The sequence below is a fragment of the Brevundimonas sp. NPDC055812 genome (assembly GCF_053616535.1).
In genome coordinates this window covers 50269-66535 of the sequence record NZ_JBSHDX010000007.1, presented here as the reverse complement: position 1 = coordinate 66535, position 16267 = coordinate 50269, and the positions used below count along the sequence as shown (strand labels likewise).

Here is a 16267-nt window from a genome sequence, read left to right as displayed (position 1 = left end):
TCCTCCTGTGTTGCACCTGGCCCCCAACGGAGTTTTTACCCCATCTGCCGGCGCGGCCACCTCGCTCCCGCCCCCCAACAGGGAGAATCGAACGAACGGCTAGACGATCCATAACCGGCACCACAGAAGGAATTCTAGGCCAATTACTTTCACGCAACGAATCTACCTCATTCATGTCACAAAATAGCCACGGCCTTTCGTAGAGAACACTCAACCGAGAGGCGAGCGCCTTTTTATTGACCAGAATGAAGCTTCGAAGAAATGTCAGAAAAACAGAAAATTTCCGCAAAATTTGCCACCCTACTGGCAGTTATCGCCGGTATCTCAATGTGGAGCTCGCAAGCTTTCGCCGCCGATCAACGTTCACCAGTGGACGAGATCGAGGCCTGCCGTTCAATTGCCGACCCCGCGCTGCGCCTGCCCTGCCTGGACCGCGCATCTGAAAGGCTGCTCCAGGCTCATAAGGCGGGAGAGTTGACGATCATCGATGGAGCTCAGGTACGAGAAGCGCAGCGCAACCTCTTCGGCTTCAACGGCGTGACCTTGCCATCATTCCTCGGAGCAAGTGCAGAGCGGGAGGAGATATCATCGATCCAGACCACCCTGAGGAGGGCGTCCAGAGACGGCTATGGGCAATGGACATTCCATCTCGCCGACGGCAGCGAATGGAAGCAGATCGACAATGAAACACCGCGCATTCGCGACCAAAGCGGCGTTGAGGTTCGTATTCGCCGCGCAGCTTTTGGCAGTTACCTTATGAATGTAGGCGATGCTCGCGCCATTCGAGTGAAAAGACAGTGAGCACAGTCCTGGCAGCAATAGGCGTGAAATGTCGGGAAAGATCGTCCATATTGAGAACGAAGCACCGTCATGATCCCCTACCTCCGCCAGTTCGATTTCGCCTATGGACGTCGAGATCAGGTCTCGCCTCTGATCCAGCGCGTGATCGCAGACAATCCGGGGCCTTTCACATTCACCGGCACGGGCGTCTACATCATCGGACGGGACCGGCCGGGCGCCGAGGTCGCTGTGATCGATCCCGGGCCGATGGACGAGGCCCATCTTTCGGCCCTGATTCGCGCGATTGAAGGCCGAACGGTCAGCCATATCCTGGTGACGCATACCCATCGGGACCATGCGCCCCTCGCCCGCCCCCTGGCCGAGGCGGTCGGCGGCGCGCCCATCCTGGCGGCTCGTCCGCCGGACCGGACCGTGCACGCCTCGGGCGCTCTGGATGAGGACGACGACGCCGACTTTCAGCCGGACGTAATCCTGGTCGGCGGCGAGCGGATCGAAGGGGACGGCTGGACGCTGGAGGCCCTGGCGACGCCGGGCCACGCCTCCAACCATATGGCCTTCGTCCTGCGCGAGGAAAACGCCCTGTTCAGCGGCGACCACATCATGGGCTGGTCGACGACGGTAGTGGCGCCGCCGGACGGAGACATGGCGGACTATATGAAGAGCCTGGACGCCGTTCTCGCCCGTGGGTTCTCGACGATCTGGCCCACGCATGGCCCAGCGATCACCCAGGTCGCGCCCTTCCTGAAGGCCTATCGCGCCCACCGCCTGGAACGGGAGGCTCAGATCATGGCCCGACTGGCCTCGGGGGATCGGAGGGTCGCCGACATGGTTCCCGCCCTCTATGCAGGGGTTGACCAGGGCCTCTGGCCCGCCGCCAGCCTTTCGGTGCTGGCGCACCTGATCAAGCTGGAGAAGGAAGGCCGAGTTCGCCCCTCGCCCGGGGCTGAACTGGCCGCGACCTGGCGGTTGGTCGACCCGGCGCTCTGAAGCTTAAGGCGCTAGGTGCGCGACCACGGCCCTGGCTAGACGACAGGCCTCATCCCCGACCTCCAGGTCGTCGCGTCCCGCGACACGCACGTCCGTGCGCCCAGGGCGAATACGAACGCTGACATCATACGTCAGGCCGAACCAGGCGCCTTCCTTGCGTCCATCCACACGAAAGGGCGCGGTGCCCAGAACAGTGAACCCGGCCTTTTCGAGAGCCCAGGCCGCCGTCTCCGGCGCAACCTGGGTCGGCGCGTGGGTCAGGCCTTCGCAGGCCTGAGGCTGGCTTTCCGTCACGCCCGCCAAGCGCCTCTCCGCCGCCAGGATGCGGGCGAAGGCGGGCGGATCCGATGGGTCCGTCGCGACGTCGAGCGGGGCGGCGATGAAACGCCGCTCCTGAACCAGATAGCCCCCTACCGTCACCCCGGCGATCGCCAAAGCCGCGCCGGCGATCCCGACCAAGCGCCGCTCACGGAATGCCAAAAGGCAGGCGACCAGAGCGGCCGACAATCCCGCGAAGGCCAGGATCCGACCGATTTTCAGGGCCAGCACGCCCAGGCTGAATTCCGCGCTCCACACGCCCAGGCGCGCGCCGCAGACTGCGACCAGCAACAAGGCCGGCGCGAGCAGCGCAACCAGAAGCAACAGCACGGCCAGAGACTGGCTCTTGGGGCGGGTTGTCGACACGGCGTCCTCCGTCGAATCAACCGGCTGTGGGCAGCCGGTAGTCCGTCATTCGCTCACGCAGGGTCTTCTTGTCGATCTTGCCCGTGGCGCCCAGAGGGATGTCGTCCACGAAGACCACATCGTCCGGCATCCACCATTTGGCGATCTTGCCCTGCAGGAAGTCGAGATGTTCCTGCTTGTCCTCGACCTCGCCCTGCTTGAGCTTGACCAGCAGCACCGGCCGCTCGTCCCATTTGGGGTGCGCCGCGCCGATGACGGCCGCCAGGGCGACCTTGGGGTGGCCGACGGCGATGTTCTCGATGTCGATGGAGCTGATCCACTCCCCGCCCGACTTGATGACATCCTTGGCGCGATCGGTGATCTGCATGAAGCCTTCGGGGTCGACGCTGGCGATGTCGCCCGTGTCGAAGAAGCCTTCGTGATCCAGGATGTCGCCGCCCTCGCCCTTGAAATAGGCGCCGGCGATGGTCGGTCCCTTGACCATCACCCGGCCGAAGGTCTTGCCGTCATGCGGCATCTCCTGACCGCCGTAGTTCTTGATCTTGAGCTCGACCCCCAGCGGCGGCGTGCCCTGTTTCATGCGCCAGGCCATCTGCTGATCATAAGGCAGAGCCTTCAGTTCGGGCGTCAGGTTGGCGATGGTGCCGATCGGAGAGGTCTCCGTCATGCCCCAGGCATGGACCACCTCGACGCCGAACTTCTCCTGGAAGCCGCGGATCAGGGCCTCCGGGCAGGCCGAGCCGCCGATCAGAACCTTTTTCAAGGTGGAGAACTTCAGCCCGTTCTCGATCATATGTCCGAACAGCCCCTGCCACACGGTGGGCACGGCGGCCGAGAAGGTGACCCCTTCAGTCTCGATCAGCTCATAGAGCGCAGCGCCGTCCATCCTGGCGCCCGGCATGACCAGTTTCGAGCCTGCCGCCGGCCCCCCGAATGCGATGCCCCAGGCGTTGGCGTGGAACATGGGAACGACCGGAAGGATCACCTCATTGGGCGTCGCTCCCATCACCGTGGACTGAAGGCCCAGCAAGGTGTGGATGAAGTTCGAGCGGTGCGAATACAGCACGCCCTTCGGATTGCCTGTGGTGCCCGAGGTATAACAGAGGCCGCAGGCCGTCTGTTCGTCGAACCCGCCCCAGACCACGTCGCTCGACGCCTGCTCCAGCACCGCCTCATAGGCTTCGCCCTTCGGCAGCTTGGCCGAAGGCATATGAGCGGCGTCCGTCATCACGATGACGCGTTCGACGGTCGGGCAATGCGGGAGGATGGCCTCCAGCAGCGGCACGAAAGTCAGATCGGTAAAGATGATCCGGTCTTCGGCGTGATTGATGATGTAGGCCAGTTGCTCTGGAAACAGCCGCGGATTGAGCGTGTGGCAGACGGCGCCGATGCCCATGATGCCGTACCAGGTCTCGATATGATTGCCGGTGTTCCAGGCCAGGGTGGCGACACGGTCGCCCGGCTTGATCCCCCAGGCCAGCAAGGCGTTCGACACGCGGCGCGCCCGCTCGTGAATGGCGGCGTAGGTGGTGCGGACGATCGGCCCTTCCACCGAACGCGTCACGACCTCGCGCCGTCCGTGCCAGTTCTTCGCGTGATCGAGGATCTTGTCGACCGTCAACGGCCAGTCCTGCATCATACCCAGCATTCGGCGTCTTCCCTCGTCCATGCGCCTTGGTTGAAAGCGGCGCTTGCATCCACGCTAAGACAGGTGAACCGCGACAGGCAACGTGACGCAAGGGAAGGCTGGCCGCGACAGATCGCCGTTCCCGCACGTCATCAAGGCTTGCATCGCGCGCCATCCAGGTGAATGAGCCGCTCATGACCATTCTGATCGCCATCACCGGCGGCTCGGGCTCCGGCAAGAGCACCCTGGCCGAGGCCCTGATTTCCTCGCTGCCCGAGGGCGTCGCCACCCTTTTGCGAGAAGATTCCTATTATCTCGACGCGGCTTCCGTCCCCGGTTTTGATGCGGCGACGCACGATTTCGACGATGTCGCCGCGCGTGATCACGATCTGCTGATTTCCGATCTGAGCGACCTGAAGGCCGGACGTAGCGTGACCGCCCCGCTTTATTCCTTCATTCACCACGGACGCGAGCCGGGCGGCGAGCCGGTGCCGGCCGCCGAGGTGGTGGTGGTCGAAGGCACGCACCTGCTGTGCACCCCTGCCCTGGCGGCCCTGTTCGACATTCGGGTCTTCGTCGACACCCCCGCAGACATCCGCTTCATCCGTCGCCTTCTGCGCGACCAGACCGAGCGCGGCCGCACGGCCGAATCCGTTATCCAGCAATATCTCGCCACGGTCCGTCCCGGCCATGAGCGGCTGACGGAACCATCCCGGGTCCATGCCGATTTCATCGTCGCAGACGCCACCGCCGCGGTTCGCCTGGAAGATCCTCAAGCCGTGGTGCGCCTGGCGGCGCCGGTGTTGGCCCACCCGTTGCTTGAACCCTGGTTGAGCTAACCGGCGTCGCTGACGGCGTTAACCGTGATCGTTGCAATCGTGGCAAATTAAAGGCAGGATCGTCGTCCAATGATTGGGTGACAATCCGATGACCGTCTCGGTCCACGCCCTCGAAGACCCCCGACGCGACGCCCTGGTGCGCCAGGCTCGGCTGCACTTCGTCGAAGAAGGTTACGCCGGCACCAAGATGGAGCCGATCGCCAGGGAGGCCGGCGTATCCACGGCGACCCTCTACGCCATGTTCGAGAACAAGGCGGCGCTGTTCGCCGCCGTCATCGACGAAGCCTCCGCCGACTTCGCCGAGCGAATGGCCAAGGTGAAGACCTGCGCCGGCGCGCCCCGGCCGCGATTGAACGGCTTTCTGACCGCCTATGCCGAATTCATCAGCGACCCGTTCGTCAGGGCCATTTTTCGCCTGGTCATGACGGAGCGTCGTCGCTTCGAGAGCCTGGCGACAGCCTTCTATGAACAGGCCAAGCAGGATTTCGGCGCGGTGCTCGTCTCAACCCTCGCCGACATGAACGCAAAGGGCGAGCTGAAGCTTCACAAGCCGTCCTGGGCCGCCAGTCAGTTGATGGGCATGGTCGAACACCCGCTGTTCTTCGTGCCGACGGTGACCGGGGATCGGGTTCTTCCCGCCCGCTCGCCTGCAGCCATCGCCGAAGATGCGGTAGAGACCTTCCTGGCCCGTTACGCCGCCTGACCGCTTGATCAGGGCCAGAGCCGGCCGCGACGCCACGCCTGATCTTCCGCCGTCCGGTCAAACCGTAGACGATCATGCAGGCGGAAGGGACGATCGCGCCAGAACTCGATCTGGACCGGCCTGACCCGCCAACCGGTCCAGCGATCCGGCCGCGGAACCTCATGGCCGTCGAAACGCGCGGTCTGTTCGGCCACTCTCGCCAGGAGAGCCGCTCGATCCGCCAGGGGACGCGACTGGTCCGACGCCCAGGCGCCGATGCGGCTTTCGCGCGCGCGGCTGGCGAAATAGGCGTCAGCCTCCTCAACGCTGACTGGCTCCACCGGCCCCCGGATCCGCACCTGGCGACGCAGACTCTTCCAGTGGAACAGCAGGGCCGCGCTTGGATTGGCCCACAACTGACCGCCCTTGGCGCTTTCCTGATTGGAGAAGAAGGTGAAGCCTCGCGCATCGACATCCTTCAGCAGGACCATACGCACATCGGGATGGCCCTCGGCGTCGACCGTCGCCAGCGCCATGGCGTTCGGGTCGTTGGGTTCCGATCCCCGCGCGACCTCCAGCCATTCCACGAACAGGGCGATGGGGTCGCCCCGCTCGAAGATGGTCTGATCCGCATTCGCCTCAAGTTGGGCGGCGTAGTCTTCCCGAGACGGGCTGGGCGGGATCACGGACTGGGTCATGCCGACCCTATAGTCCCGCTTCAGGCCCACGTCACATGCACGCCGTTCAAACCTGCGTCAGCCTTTGCAAACAAGGTTAACCCTGTCTTGACCATGTGGTCTGCACAGTGGCCGCCATGCGCGCGGACAGCCCCTCATTCATGGACGCTCGACGCCTGCTCGGCCTCGACGGTCCGGCAGGCCCGCAGGCGTTGGCCGCCGCATTTCGTATAGCCGTAAAGGCCTCTCGTCCGGATCAGCCCGGCGGAGACGCAGATCGGTTTCGTCGTGTCATCGCCGCCTACCGTCTGCTGCAGACGGAGACTCGCGCACTGCCGGCGCCGCGCAAGCGGTCCGAAACCTCTCATGCTCAGGGCGCCCGTTCCGCGCCCCTTCCCCCTCCGCTCGTCGTGTTGACGCCGATGCAGGCTCTGACCGGGGGCAGCGTGATCGTCAAAGCCTGGGGGCGCAGCCTTCTGGTTCACGTCCCGCCGGGCGTGCGGACCGCTGATCGCATCCGGCTGAAGGATGGCCCGTCCCTGCTGCGCGTCTTGATCCGGCCCGCCGACGGATTATCGGTTCTGGGCGCCGACCTGTTCATGGACTGGCCGATAGCGCCGCGCCTGATGCGGGACGGCGGACGTATAGAAATCGACACGCACGCCGGCCTCCAGAGCGCCTGGCTGGTGCCGGACATGGTCGAGCCGGTTCGGCTTCGCCTTCCCGGCCTCGGCCTGCCCGCCCGAGGCAAGCGCGCCGCAGGCGACCTGTTCGTCAAGCTGATCCCGTCGGACGACCTGCCGTCGGCGGCGGAAGACATGCTGCTTCGCTTCACTCGGGTCTGGACGCCGGAGCGTATGGCGGCCTAAGCGAGAGGCCATGTCGCACAACACCTTCGGCCATCTGTTCCGCATCACCACCTGGGGCGAAAGCCACGGCCCGGCCATCGGCTGCGTCGTCGATGGATGCCCGCCGCTGATCCCGCTGACCGAGGCCGACATCCAGCCCTGGTTGGACCAGCGCAAGCCCGGCGGCAGCCGATTCGTCACCCAGCGGCAGGAGGCCGATCAGGTCCGCATCCTGTCCGGCGTCTTCGACGACGGGAACGGCCCGGTCACGACCGGCACGCCGATCACCCTGATGATCGAGAACACCGACCAACGGTCCAAGGATTACGGCGAGATCGCCCGCGCCTACCGTCCCGGCCACGCCGACTACGTCTACCAGACCAAATACGGCGTGCGCGATCCTCGCGGCGGCGGCCGGTCCTCGGCGCGTGAGACGGCCAGCCGCGTGGCGGCGGGCGCCGTGGCCAGGAAGGTGCTGGGCGACGACGTTCGAATCCGCGCCGGGGTGGTCCAACTCGGTCCGTACCGTATTCCTGACGAAGCGATTGATTTCGACGCCGTCTATGACAACGCCCTGTTCGCCGCCTCGGCCGAGATCGTGCCCGCGTGGGAGCAGTATCTGGACGGCGTGCGAAAAGCCGGCTCCTCCATCGGCGCCGTGGTGGCGCTGGAGGTCACCGGCGTCCCGGCCGGATGGGGCGCCCCCCTCTACGCCAAGCTGGACGCCGAACTGGCGGCGGGCCTGATGTCCATCAACGCCGTCAAGGGCGTCGAGATCGGCGCGGGTTTCGGCGCGGCCGAGCTGTCGGGCGAAGATAACGCCGACCAGATGCGCCTGGGCGACGACGGCCTGCCCGTCTTCCTGTCGAACAAGGCGGGCGGCGTGCTGGGCGGCATCTCCACCGGACAGCCGCTGACGGCGCGCGTGGCGTTCAAGCCCACCTCCTCCATCCTGACCCTACGACAGACGATCAACCGCGACGGCGAAGAGGTCGACCTTCGCACCAAGGGCCGCCATGACCCCTGCGTCGCGCTGCGCGGCGTCCCGGTGGTCGAAGCCATGGCCGCCATCGTGCTGGCCGACGCCAAGCTGCGGCATCGGGCCCAAGTGGGTTAGCCACTCGATATGAAACAGGCACGGTTGCCAATTGATTTCGGCGATCCTATCTAGGTCTCAAGCATTCCTCAGATGGGAGACCACACCATGATCGACGTCAGACCTTTCAAGACGCTCGGCGGCGCCAACCACGGCTGGCTGAACGCCAAGCATCACTTCTCGTTCGCCAACTACTATGACCCGAAGCGCATGGGTTGGGGCCGGTTGCGCGTCTGGAACGACGATGAGATCGCCGCTCAGTCGGGTTTCCCGCCTCATCCGCACGCGGACATGGAGATCATCACCTACGTCCGCACCGGAGCCATCACCCATCAGGACTCCATGGGCAATACGGGCCGCACTGCGGCCGGGGACGTTCAGGTGATGAGCGCAGGCACCGGCGTGCGCCACGCCGAGTACAACATGGAGAATGAGCTCACGACCCTGTTCCAGATCTGGATCGAGACGGATCGGCCCGGCGCTCAGCCCTCCTGGGGTCAGCGCGAGTTTCCGAAGAGCGACCGCTCGGGACAGTTCACCATCGTCGCCTCGGGCGATCCGGCGGACGAGGCCCTGACCATCAACGCCGATGCGCGCGTTCTGGCCGCCACGCTGAAGGCGGGCGAAAGCCTGTCCTATGACCTGGCGGCCGGTCGTCGCGCCTATCTGGTGCCCGCGGTCGGCCAGGTGGAGGTCAACGGCGCGGCGCTGAACGCCCGCGACGGCGCTGGCATCGTCGACGAACCGACGATCACGATCACGGCCCAGCAGGACGCCGAACTGGTTATGGTCGACAGTCTGTAAGAGGCGACTGATCGAAAAATCACAGGGGGCGCTTGAAAAAGCGCTCCCTTTCTTTTGCGCGCTGACAGGACTGCGGAGCGCGGGCACACTGTCCCCATGATCCAGCGCCTCCCTGCTCTCGCCCTCTTCCTGGCAAGCGCCCTGTTGCTCCAGGGTTGCGTCGCGGGCGCCGTCGTCGGCGCCGGGGCCGCCGTGGTCGGCGGCGCGGCCAAGGTAACCGGCGCGGCTGTCGGCGCCGGATTCGACGCGGTCACCACCTCGGACGAGGAAACCAAGGCCAAACGCGAGCGCGAACAGCGTGAATACGAGCGCGAACAACGCCGCTGCGAACAGAGGCAGCGTCAGGGCAAGGCCTGCTGATCGCTATCTCACCCCGATGTATTTGTGCGTCTGGACGCTGAGCCGCCATTGCGGATGAGTCAGGCAGTACTCAATGGCGGCGGCGGTGTTGGCGGCCTGATCAGGGCCATCCATGGGCTGGAGCCAGAAACGCTCGAAATCGAGATTCTCGAAGCGATCCGGCATGGCCAGCGGTTGAGGGAAGACCAGCTTCAGCTCCTGGCCCGAGGTCTGGACCACAGGCGCGTCGGCCTTGGGGCTGATGCAGATCCAGTCAATGCCGTCCGGCGCTGTCAGGGTGCCGTTGCTTTCGATGGCGACTTCGAAGCCGCGCGCATGCAGGGCCTCGATCAGGGGCGCATCCAGCTGCATCAAGGGCTCGCCGCCCGTGCAGACCACCAGCTTCGGATCGCCCTCGCGTCCGCGCCACATCCCGGCGACATGGTCTGCCATCAAGTCGGCGGTCTTGAACTTGCCGCCTCCATCGCCGTTCACGCCGACGAAATCGGTGTCGCAGAAGGTGCAGACGGCCGTGGCGCGATCCCGCTCCAGCCCGCTCCACAGGTTGCAGCCGGCGAAGCGCAGGAAGACGGCCGGACGCCCCGCCTGCCCGCCCTCGCCCTGCACCGTCAGGAAGACTTCCTTGGCCGAATAGGTCATGCGCCGACCGCCCATTCGGCATAGCCCGCCGCGCGCAGTTCGCAGGCCGGGCACGCGCCGCAGCCATAGCCCCAGGCGCGACGATGCGTCCGGTCGCCCAGGTAGCAGGTGTGGCTGAACTCGATGATCGCCTCCACCAGGGCGGAGCCCCCGATCCGGTCCGCCAGCGCCCAGGTCTGGGCCTTGGTCAGGAACATCAGCGGCGTTTCGACCGGCACGGACTTGTCCAACCCCAGCGACAGGGCGCGCGCCGTCGCCTGAATGGTCTCGTTTCGACAGTCCGGATAGCCGGAGTAATCGGTCTCGCACATGCCGCCGATGAGGATCTCCAGCCCCCGACGGTCAGCCAGAGCCGCCGCGGCGACCAGGAAGATCAGGTTGCGCCCCGGTACGAAGGTGTTGGGCAAGCCCCGCGCATCCGCCTCGATCGCGCGCTCGGTGGTCATCGCCGTCTCGCCGATGGCGCCGAAGCCGGTCAGATCGACGACATGGTCGTCTCCCAGCCGGTTCGCCCACTGCGACAGGACCTTAACCACTTCCTGGCGCACCGCCTGGCGCGCCCGCATCTCGACCGCATGACGTTGGCCGTAGTCGAAGCCGACCGTCTCCACCCGATCGAACCGCTCCAGCGCCCAGGCCAGGCAGGTGGCGCTGTCCTGCCCGCCGGAAAAGAGAACAAGAGCTGTTTTTTCAGAATGTTGCGCGATTGCGTTCATGACAAATCTGCGGTCGGCCGGCAGGCCGCGCGCATTCAAAAAAGAAACCGGGGTCGGATAGATGGGACGCCGCCCCCCTATACGCCAGAGACGCAGGCTCGGCAAAGGCGGCGAGACTGAAGAATAATCGCAGCGGCTTAACCCTTCCGCAAAAGATTCTCTGAGATTGTAAAAGAACCTCAGTAGGAGCCGGCCGAATGCCGACGATCGAAGTGCTGACCGACCGCGTCGAGCCGGTGGCGAAAACCGCCATGACCGGCGAGATTCTTGCGCGGTTCCAGCGCGAGCCAGACACCCTGGTGATACCGGTAGTCGACGGCGACCGTCCGATCGGTCTGATCGAGCGTGGGGATTTTCTGCTGAAGCTGGCGGGCCCGCTGGGCCAGAGCCTGTACGGGGCCCGCGAAGTCATTCACGTGATGGACCCGGAGCCGGCGGTGATCGAGGCCGGCGTTCGCGTGGACGCCTTCTCCTCCATCATACTGAAAAGCGGACCAGGCGCCCTGATGCGGGGCTTTATCGTCACGCGCGGCGGAGCCTATCGGGGCGTCGGCACGGCGGTGGCCCTGCTTCGCGCCATCAATGAAGACCAGCGCCACGAGAACCAGCGCCTTGTCGAAGAACTCCGCGCGTCCGACGCCGCCGAGCGTGCCTTCCGAACGGCGGCGCGCGATAAAAGCCGCTTCATGGGTCTGCTCAACCGCGAACTCAGCACTTCCATGAACGGGGTGCTGGCCGTCGCCGAGCTGCTGCATCGCCAGCCGCTGAACGAGGCGGCCAAGGCCCACGCCCGGACCATCATGGATTCGGCCGAGGACATGCTGGACAATCTGCGCGATGCGCTCGATCTGGCGCGCGCCGAGGCCGGGGAGCTGCAGATCGCCGCGACCGCCACTCCGCTGCGCACCCTGATGGATGAGTTGCAGAGCCATTGGTCGCCGCGTGCGGCTCAGGACGGCGTCACCTTGATGGTCGGCTATGAGGGCGACACGGAACTGGCGGCGATGGTCGACGCCGATCGCCTGCGCCAGGTGTTCAACAATCTGATCGGCAATGCGCTAAGGTTCGCTCGTCACGGCATGGTCGAAGCCAGCCTGAGGGCTCAGGCTCAGGGCGATCACGTCCTGATCGAGGCTCGCATTCGCGACGACGGCCCGGTCGACGACCGCCGCGCCGCCGATCTGCTTGATCCGGCCACAGACGACGCCGGGCTGGGTCTGGCCATCAGCCGCCGCCTCGTCGAGTGCATGGACGGCCGTATCTGGGCCGAGAACAACACCGGGCGCGGAGCCACTTTCGCCTTTGACCTGTTCGCTCCGATCGCCTTCATCGAACGCGAGGAGCCGACCAATGTCGCCGATCTGGACAGCCTCCATCTCCAGGCGCGCCCCCATGTGCTGATCGCCGACGACAACGCCACCAATCGCGTGGTCGCCCAGGCCCTGTGCGAAATGTTCGGCTGCACCTCCGAAACCGTCGAGGACGGCCAGGAAGCCGTCGAAGCGGTCCAGTCGCGCCCGTTTGACCTGATCCTGATGGACATCAAGATGCCGCGCCTGGACGGCGTCGGCGCCACCCGGGCCATTCGCGCCCTGGAAGGGCCTCAACGCGACATTCCGGTCATCGCCCTGACCGCCAACGCCGACCCGGACGACGCCAAGGCCTATCTGGCCGCGGGCATGGCCGCCGTGGTGGAGAAGCCCATCAAGCCGGAGCGACTGCGCCTGGCCATGAACACTGCGCTGGAACCTGCTGCGGCGGCCGTCTCCGCCCGCGCGCGTGACGTCGCCTGACGGACGTCAGTCGGCCAAATCAGACCACGACCTCGTCTCCGGACCGCTCTTCGTCTTCCTCGTCATAGCCGACAAGGCGCAAGGCTCTCGCCTTAACCCCCTTCAGCTCCGCCCAGCGCAGCAGGCCCTCCTCACGGCCGTGGGTGATCCAGATTTCTTCCGGCGCCAGTTCCTCGAAGGTCTGGATCAGTTCAGGCCAATCCGCATGGTCCGAAATGACCAGCGGCAGTTCCACACCGCGTTGGCGCGCTCGCGCCCTCACCCCCATCCAACCGGAAGCGAAGGCGGCCACAGGATCGGCGAACCGGCGCGCCCAGCGATCCTGAATGGCCGAAGGCGGCGCGATCACCACCTCTCCGCCCAAAGCGCCGGCCTTCAGCCCCGTGGCGGGCGCCAAGGATCCGAGATCGACCCCTTCGTGCTGATAGAGCCGGTTCAGACGCTCCAACGCGCCGTGCACATGAATGGTCCGATCCCACCCCGCCTCGCGCAGCAGCCGGATCACCCGCTGCGCCTTGCCCAGCGCATAGGCGCCGACCAGATGAGCGCGTTCGGGAAACTGAGTCAGCGACTGGATCAGGCGCGCGATCTCCTCTTCATCCGGCGGATGGACGAAGACCGGCAGGCCGAACGTGGCCTCCGAAATAAAGACATGACATGGGACGGGCTCGAACGGCAGGCAGGTCGGGTCTCGACGCCGCTTGTAGTCGCCTGACGCCACCATGGTCAGGCCGCCGCGCTCAACCACAGCCTGGGCCGAGCCCAGCACGTGCCCGGCAGGCGCGAACCGCACGCCCACGCCACCGATCTGCGTCGTCTCGCCATAGGCGGCGGCCTGAGTGCGTCCCGCAAAGTCAGGGCCGTAGCGCTCGGCCATGATGGCCAGAGTCTGGGCGGTCGCCAGCACCGCGCCGTGGCCCGACCGCGCATGGTCCGAATGGCCGTGGGTAATCACCGCCCGATCTACCGGCCGCACAGGGTCCACATAGAAGTCGCCGATCGGGCAATAGAGGCCCGCCGGCGCGGGTCGCAGAAGATCTTGAGGTCGGATCATCAAATCATCCGCCCGCTGGACAAGAGCGCCCCCGACGGGCGACCAAGGCGGGACAAGACACAGGACGCCTTGATGACGGATTCGTTCCTAGACACCCTATTGCCTCAGCTGGCCTCGGGCGCCGCCCATACCCATGCTCTCGGCTTCGCCTTCGCAGGACTGGACGGAGACCGCGTGCGGATACGCGTTCCCTATCGTGAGGACCTGGTCGGCGACCCTGAGACCGGCGTTCTGGCCGGCGGCCTTGTCACGACCCTGCTGGACCACGTCGGCGGTCTGGCCGTCTGGGTCGGGCTGGGCGCATTCCGCCCGGTGGCGACGCTCGACCTTCGCGTCGACTATATGCGCGCGGCGGCGCCGGGACGCGATCTCTTGGCCGAAGCCCGATGCTATCGCCTGACGCGCAATCTCGCCTTCGTCCGCGCCTGGGCTTTCGAGGACGACCCGACCGACCCCGTCGCCGCCGCCCAATCGGCCTATATGGTCAGCGCGGAAGGCGAACATCGGACCGGCGCCAATCTGAAACCGAAGACCGCCGCATGACCGCTTCCCTGCTCGACAGCCTGCCGTATGCGCGCTTCCTGAACCTCAGGACCCAGGCGAATGGCGACGAAGTGACCGTCGTCATGCCCTTCACCGACAAATTGATCGGCAATCCCATGCTGCCCGCCCTGCATGGCGGCTCGACCGCGGCCTTGTTGGAGATGACGGCCATGGCCCAGGTCTCCCTCACCTATCCGCGCCTTCGTCTGCCTCGCCCGATCAACGTCACGGTGGCCTATCTCCGTTCGGGCCGCCCGGTTGACGTCTACGCCCGCGCACGAATCAACAAGGCCGGGCGCCGCGTCGCCCATGTGGTCGCAGAAGCCTGGCAAGACGCACGACATGAGCCCATCGCCTCGCTTACCGCTCACTTCCTGCTTGACCCGGAAACCGCCGGGACGTGACCACCAGGCGAAAGCGCAACTGTAAACTTTGTAAAGAAATCTCTACCCAAAACAGTTAACATGCATTAACTCTTTCCCATCGTTCTTTTAGCGAGGGGTAAAGCCATGGATCGCAACGAAGTCATCGCTGGCGTCGCCGGTGAACTGCACGCCACTGAAAAAGCGCTGGATGACGCCATCACCCACGCCACGACCCTGGTTCAGGCCATGATCGGCGCTCGTACGGCCCTTTCCCTCTCCGCCGTCGCCGCGTCGGGTTCCCAGACCAAGGCCATGGAGGCGATCGCCGCTCTCAGCACCGCTCGCGAGGCCGTCATCGCGTGCCACGCTGAACTTGAGAAGGACCACCGTCGGTTGGGCTATGGCACCTATGCCCTTGGCCCGGTCAACAAGCCCGATGAATGGGACAGCCGCCCGATGGGCAGCCAGGAACGCCACCTGCGCGTGGCGTGAATTCTGCGTAACGATTGGAGTCGGCACTCCGATTTCCAATCGGCATGATGTAGCTTGGCCCCCATTGTCGCGAGACAAATGGGGGCTTTTCATTGCTGGAAACCATCGCCGCACTGATCGGAGCGGGCTTTATCGTCCTGGTCAGTCTTTTCGCCCTGACCAAAGGAGGGCGTCCTGAGCGCATCGGCGCTGCAACCGTCCTGGGAGGATGGTTTCTTTCAGTGTTGGCTCAAACCTACATCGGCTATGCCTCTGTTCAGTGGCCCACGCTGATCATTGACGTCATCGCCTTAGCGATCTTTATCGCGCTCGTATGGAAGTCTCCTCGCACCTGGCCCGTGTGGGCCAGCGCCTTTCAACTCTTGGCGGTCGCCAGCCATTTCATGGTTTTGATGAAGTTGCGCCCGGAGATTTCAGCCTTCTACACCGTAATCAATATGTCGGGTTACGGCATCATCATCGCGCTGGGCGTGGGAACCTTCTTCGCATGGCAGGAACGACGCGCGGTCGGCATCGCGGACGAATAGGTAGATATTCCTAATCAATTCGGATAGCCTCAGGCGCATATTTCCTCAGAATTTGCGCCCTTGCCCCTGTCCCACTCCCAGCTTTGGAAAGCGATCGACGCCTTGGCGCGACGTGAGGGCCTCTCAGCGTCGGGATTGGCGCGTCGAGCCGGGCTGGACGCGACCAGCTTCAATCCATCGAAACGACTGGGACCAGGCGACCCGCCGCGCCCGCGCTGGCCTTCGACAGAAAGCTTGATGCAGGTGCTGGCGACGAGCGGCCTGAGTCTGGGGGAGTTCGCCGGCCTCGCCGATGATTCCTCATCCCAGCCACGCCCCATTCCGCTTCTGGGCCTCGCACGCGCAGGGGATGAAGGTTTCTTCGATGACGCCGGTCTGCCCATGGCCGACGGCTGGGACCAGACCGAACTGCCGGCTCACAAGGATAGCCTTTTCAGCCTGACCATTGACGGCGACTCGATGGAGCCCGTCTATCGTCCCGGCGACCGGGTGATCGTTGATCTGGACGCGACCGAGGTCCGACGCGGCGACCGCGTGGTCGTCCGCACGATCGACGGCGAGACGCTGGCCAAGGAAATCTCCGCCCTGAACAGCCGCGAGGTGACCCTGAGTTCGACCAATCCGCTTTATGACCCACGCACCCTGCCCCGCCGTCAGCTTCTCTGGATGGCCCGCATCCTATGGGTCAGCCAATAGCGAAGGGCCGCCCCTTTCGGGAACGGCCCTTGCCTTG

General features: G+C 65.1%; 20 protein-coding genes. 14 read left to right on the top strand and 6 right to left on the bottom strand.

What is annotated here, in order from left to right; all coding sequences use genetic code 11:
* Positions 1-261: 261 nt before the first annotated feature.
* The gene (locus ACWGL1_RS12670; RefSeq protein ID WP_291774954.1) at positions 262-801 is read left to right on the top strand and encodes a hypothetical protein; all 540 of its coding nucleotides are present in this window, start codon (positions 262-264) and stop codon (positions 799-801) included.
* A gap of 69 nt (positions 802-870) precedes the next feature.
* Entirely contained in the window at positions 871-1788 is a 918-nt protein-coding gene (locus tag ACWGL1_RS12665; protein ID WP_291774952.1) for an MBL fold metallo-hydrolase, read from the top strand.
* 3 nt (positions 1789-1791) lie between these two features.
* Here ACWGL1_RS12665 and ACWGL1_RS12660 read toward each other — a convergent pair whose 3' ends face one another.
* Together ACWGL1_RS12660 and ACWGL1_RS12655 are read right to left on the bottom strand one after the other, a co-directional pair.
* Positions 1792-2472, bottom strand: coding sequence for a DUF1499 domain-containing protein (locus ACWGL1_RS12660; RefSeq protein WP_291774950.1), 681 nt, complete (start codon positions 2470-2472; stop codon positions 1792-1794).
* A gap of 16 nt (positions 2473-2488) precedes the next feature.
* Positions 2489-4120 carry a long-chain-fatty-acid--CoA ligase gene (locus tag ACWGL1_RS12655; RefSeq protein WP_291774948.1) on the bottom strand — a complete coding sequence of 544 codons (1632 nt, stop codon included), beginning with the start codon at positions 4118-4120 and terminating at the stop codon, positions 2489-2491.
* 173 nt (positions 4121-4293) lie between these two features.
* Here ACWGL1_RS12655 and udk point away from each other — a divergent pair, with 173 nt between their 5' ends.
* Positions 4294-4938, top strand: a complete 645-nt coding sequence (udk, locus tag ACWGL1_RS12650) for a uridine kinase (RefSeq protein WP_346486853.1) — start codon at positions 4294-4296, stop codon at positions 4936-4938.
* Positions 4939-5026: 88 nt separating this feature from the next.
* On the top strand, positions 5027-5641 hold the full coding sequence (locus ACWGL1_RS12645; protein ID WP_338574772.1) for a TetR/AcrR family transcriptional regulator: 615 nt from the start codon (positions 5027-5029) through the stop codon (positions 5639-5641).
* An 8-nt stretch (positions 5642-5649) separates the two neighbouring features.
* Here ACWGL1_RS12645 and pdxH read toward each other — a convergent pair whose 3' ends face one another.
* On the bottom strand, positions 5650-6318 hold the full coding sequence (gene pdxH, locus ACWGL1_RS12640) for a pyridoxamine 5'-phosphate oxidase (protein ID WP_452112188.1): 669 nt from the start codon (positions 6316-6318) through the stop codon (positions 5650-5652).
* Positions 6319-6743: 425 nt separating this feature from the next.
* Between pdxH and ACWGL1_RS12635 the strand changes: the two genes are divergently transcribed.
* From ACWGL1_RS12635 to ACWGL1_RS12620, 4 genes are all read left to right on the top strand, one after another.
* Entirely contained in the window at positions 6744-7166 is a 423-nt protein-coding gene (locus ACWGL1_RS12635; RefSeq protein WP_312217873.1) for a DnaJ C-terminal domain-containing protein, read from the top strand.
* 10 nt (positions 7167-7176) lie between these two features.
* On the top strand, positions 7177-8262 hold the full coding sequence (gene aroC / locus ACWGL1_RS12630; protein ID WP_291774934.1) for a chorismate synthase: 1086 nt from the start codon (positions 7177-7179) through the stop codon (positions 8260-8262).
* Between the two features lie 87 nt (positions 8263-8349).
* Entirely contained in the window at positions 8350-9045 is a 696-nt protein-coding gene (locus ACWGL1_RS12625) for a pirin family protein (RefSeq protein WP_291774931.1), read from the top strand.
* 96 nt (positions 9046-9141) lie between these two features.
* Positions 9142-9405, top strand: a complete 264-nt coding sequence (locus ACWGL1_RS12620) for a hypothetical protein (protein ID WP_338574761.1) — start codon at positions 9142-9144, stop codon at positions 9403-9405.
* Between the two features lie 3 nt (positions 9406-9408).
* On the opposite strand, the gene queE is transcribed toward ACWGL1_RS12620, so the two are convergent.
* Complete coding sequence (gene queE / locus ACWGL1_RS12615) at positions 9409-10044, bottom strand: 7-carboxy-7-deazaguanine synthase (protein WP_291774925.1); 636 nt, start codon at positions 10042-10044, stop codon at positions 9409-9411.
* Positions 10041-10751 carry a 7-cyano-7-deazaguanine synthase QueC gene (gene queC / locus ACWGL1_RS12610; protein WP_452112271.1) on the bottom strand — a complete coding sequence of 237 codons (711 nt, stop codon included), beginning with the start codon at positions 10749-10751 and terminating at the stop codon, positions 10041-10043. Before queC ends, queE begins: the two co-directional genes overlap by 4 nt.
* A gap of 206 nt (positions 10752-10957) precedes the next feature.
* Between queC and ACWGL1_RS12605 the strand changes: the two genes are divergently transcribed.
* Positions 10958-12553 (top strand): response regulator, encoded by a 1596-nt coding sequence (locus ACWGL1_RS12605; RefSeq protein WP_452112187.1) that lies wholly within the window; start codon positions 10958-10960, stop codon positions 12551-12553.
* 19 nt (positions 12554-12572) lie between these two features.
* Here the strand turns inward: ACWGL1_RS12605 and ACWGL1_RS12600 are convergent, their stop codons facing one another.
* Positions 12573-13607: a ligase-associated DNA damage response exonuclease gene (locus ACWGL1_RS12600; protein WP_452112186.1), complete on the bottom strand. Its 1035-nt coding sequence runs from the start codon at positions 13605-13607 to the stop codon at positions 12573-12575.
* A gap of 72 nt (positions 13608-13679) precedes the next feature.
* Here ACWGL1_RS12600 and ACWGL1_RS12595 point away from each other — a divergent pair, with 72 nt between their 5' ends.
* The 5 genes from ACWGL1_RS12595 to ACWGL1_RS12575 all read left to right on the top strand — a co-directional run bounded on the left by ACWGL1_RS12595 (position 13680) and on the right by ACWGL1_RS12575 (position 16230).
* Positions 13680-14150, top strand: coding sequence for a PaaI family thioesterase (locus tag ACWGL1_RS12595; RefSeq protein WP_343829690.1), 471 nt, complete (start codon positions 13680-13682; stop codon positions 14148-14150).
* Positions 14147-14554: a PaaI family thioesterase gene (locus ACWGL1_RS12590; protein WP_338574756.1), complete on the top strand. Its 408-nt coding sequence runs from the start codon at positions 14147-14149 to the stop codon at positions 14552-14554. The genes ACWGL1_RS12595 and ACWGL1_RS12590 overlap by 4 nt, the downstream gene beginning before the upstream one ends.
* 105 nt (positions 14555-14659) lie before the next feature.
* Positions 14660-15007 carry a hypothetical protein gene (locus tag ACWGL1_RS12585; protein ID WP_291774908.1) on the top strand — a complete coding sequence of 116 codons (348 nt, stop codon included), beginning with the start codon at positions 14660-14662 and terminating at the stop codon, positions 15005-15007.
* Between the two features lie 92 nt (positions 15008-15099).
* Positions 15100-15534 carry a hypothetical protein gene (locus tag ACWGL1_RS12580; protein ID WP_291774905.1) on the top strand — a complete coding sequence of 145 codons (435 nt, stop codon included), beginning with the start codon at positions 15100-15102 and terminating at the stop codon, positions 15532-15534.
* A 237-nt stretch (positions 15535-15771) separates the two neighbouring features.
* Positions 15772-16230, top strand: a complete 459-nt coding sequence (locus tag ACWGL1_RS12575) for a S24 family peptidase (protein WP_452112185.1) — start codon at positions 15772-15774, stop codon at positions 16228-16230.
* Positions 16231-16267: the final 37 nt, after the last annotated feature.